Raw genomic sequence first — 1,730 nt, 5'->3', positions numbered from 1 at the left:
CGCGCCCCCCCGGGCCCCTGCGGGCGGCTCCCCGCCGTCCCTGGTGGGCGCCGCCCCCCCCCCCCCCCGGCCGCGGCGGGCCCCCCCCCCCCCGGGGGGGGGCCCCCCCCCCCCCCCCCCCCCCCGCGGCACTCTGGACGCAGAGACCGGGCCTTCACGGTTCGGCCGTTCGAGTCCGTAAGCACCTTCCTCTCCCGACACGTCCCGCACAGCCGGACAGCCGTTGCCGCAATCCGGGACACTCTTCGCATCCTGTGTGCCCGGGGAAAGGACGCGATGCCATGTCGGAGGCTGCATCCACTCACGTCGCCCTGGCGAAGAGCACGAGGAACAGCGCAACCACCGGAAGTACGAAGGACGGGGCCCTGCTCCCGTCCCTCGCTCCACTGCTCCACGAATGGCTGCCCCGGCAGCGCTGGTTCGCCGGCAAGGGCCGGCCCGTCACCGGCTTCCGGCTGGTCTCGGCCACCGAGATGGTGCCGCTGGACGGCACGGCGGGGCCCGGTCTCCTGCATCTGCTGCTGCGGGTCGAGCAGCCCTCCCGGTCGGTCCGGGCGGCCGACGACTGCTACCAACTGCTCCTGGGCGTACGGACGTCACTGCCGCCGCTGCTCGCCGGAGCCCTGGTCGGCCGGGTGGAGCGGGGGCCGCTCGCCGGACGGACCGTGTACGACGCGCTGCACGACCCCCGGCTGGCCGATGTCCTGCTGGAACGGTTCCGCCGCCCCGGCAGCCTCGGCTCGCTGCGCTTCGAGCGGACCGCCGCCATCCCGGCCGGCCTCGCGCCCCGGGTGCTGGACGCCGAGCAGTCCAACTCCTCGCTGGTCTACGGGGACGCGTTCATCCTGAAGATCTTCCGGCGGGTCTTCCCGGGCACCAACCCGGACCTGGAGCTGCCGCTCGCCCTCGGCGGCGAGGGGTGCGAACGGGTGCCCGCTCCGGTCGCCTGGTTCGAGGCGCCCGGACCCGAACCGCTCACCCTCGGCGTCCTCCAGCCCTTCCTGCAGGGAGCGCGCGACGGCTGGCAGCTCGCGCTGGCCGCGCTCGCCGCGGGCCGCGACTTCCTGCCCGAGGCGCGGGCGCTGGGCCGGGCCACCGCCGAGGTGCACACCGCGCTCGCCGCCGCACTGCCGACCCCGGCGCTGCGCGGCACGCAGACCCGGCAGCTGGTGGCCGGGATGATCGAGCGGCTGGAGGCGGCCGCGCAGGCGGTCCCGGCGCTCGTGCCGTACGTCCCGGGGCTGCGCGCCGCGTTCGACGCGGTGACGGATCTCGGGATCCGGGGCAGCGGCTGGGCCCAGCAGCGGGTGCACGGCGATCTCCACCTCGGGCAGACGCTGCGCTCCGCCGACGGCTTCTGGTCGCTGATCGACTTCGAGGGCGAACCGGCCCGCCCGCTGCCCGAGCGCCGGATGCCCGCGCCCCCGGTGCGCGATGTCGCGGGGATGCTGCGGTCGTTCGACTACGCGGCCCGCTCGCACCGCCCGTGGAACCCGGAGTGGGCGGCCCGCTGCCGTGCCGCCTACTGCGAGGGCTACGCGCAGGCGTCGGGCAGCGATCCGCGCGGCGAACCGGAGCTGCTGCGCGCCCATGAGACGGACAAGGCCGTGTACGAGGTGGTGTACGAGGCCCGGCACCGGCCCGACTGGCTGCCGGTTCCGATGGCGGCCATCCAACGCCTCGCCCAGTCCGCGGCGGCCTGACGCTTCCCCTCCCCCTCCCGTCGCTCC

General features: G+C 76.0%; 1 protein-coding gene. It reads left to right on the top strand.

The window, feature by feature from the left end:
* Positions 1-281 precede the first annotated feature (281 nt).
* A complete protein-coding gene (locus JS521_RS15900) occupies positions 282-1,703 on the top strand; it encodes a maltokinase N-terminal cap-like domain-containing protein (RefSeq protein ID WP_205083641.1) in 1,422 nt (473 codons plus the stop codon).
* Positions 1,704-1,730: the final 27 nt, after the last annotated feature.

Source organism: Streptomyces durocortorensis (assembly GCF_016901035.1).
GTDB classification, from domain to species: Bacteria; Actinomycetota; Actinomycetes; order Streptomycetales; family Streptomycetaceae; genus Streptomyces; species Streptomyces durocortorensis.
Note: the sequence above shows the minus strand (reverse complement) of the source record. Positions and strands in the feature narration are given on the sequence as shown.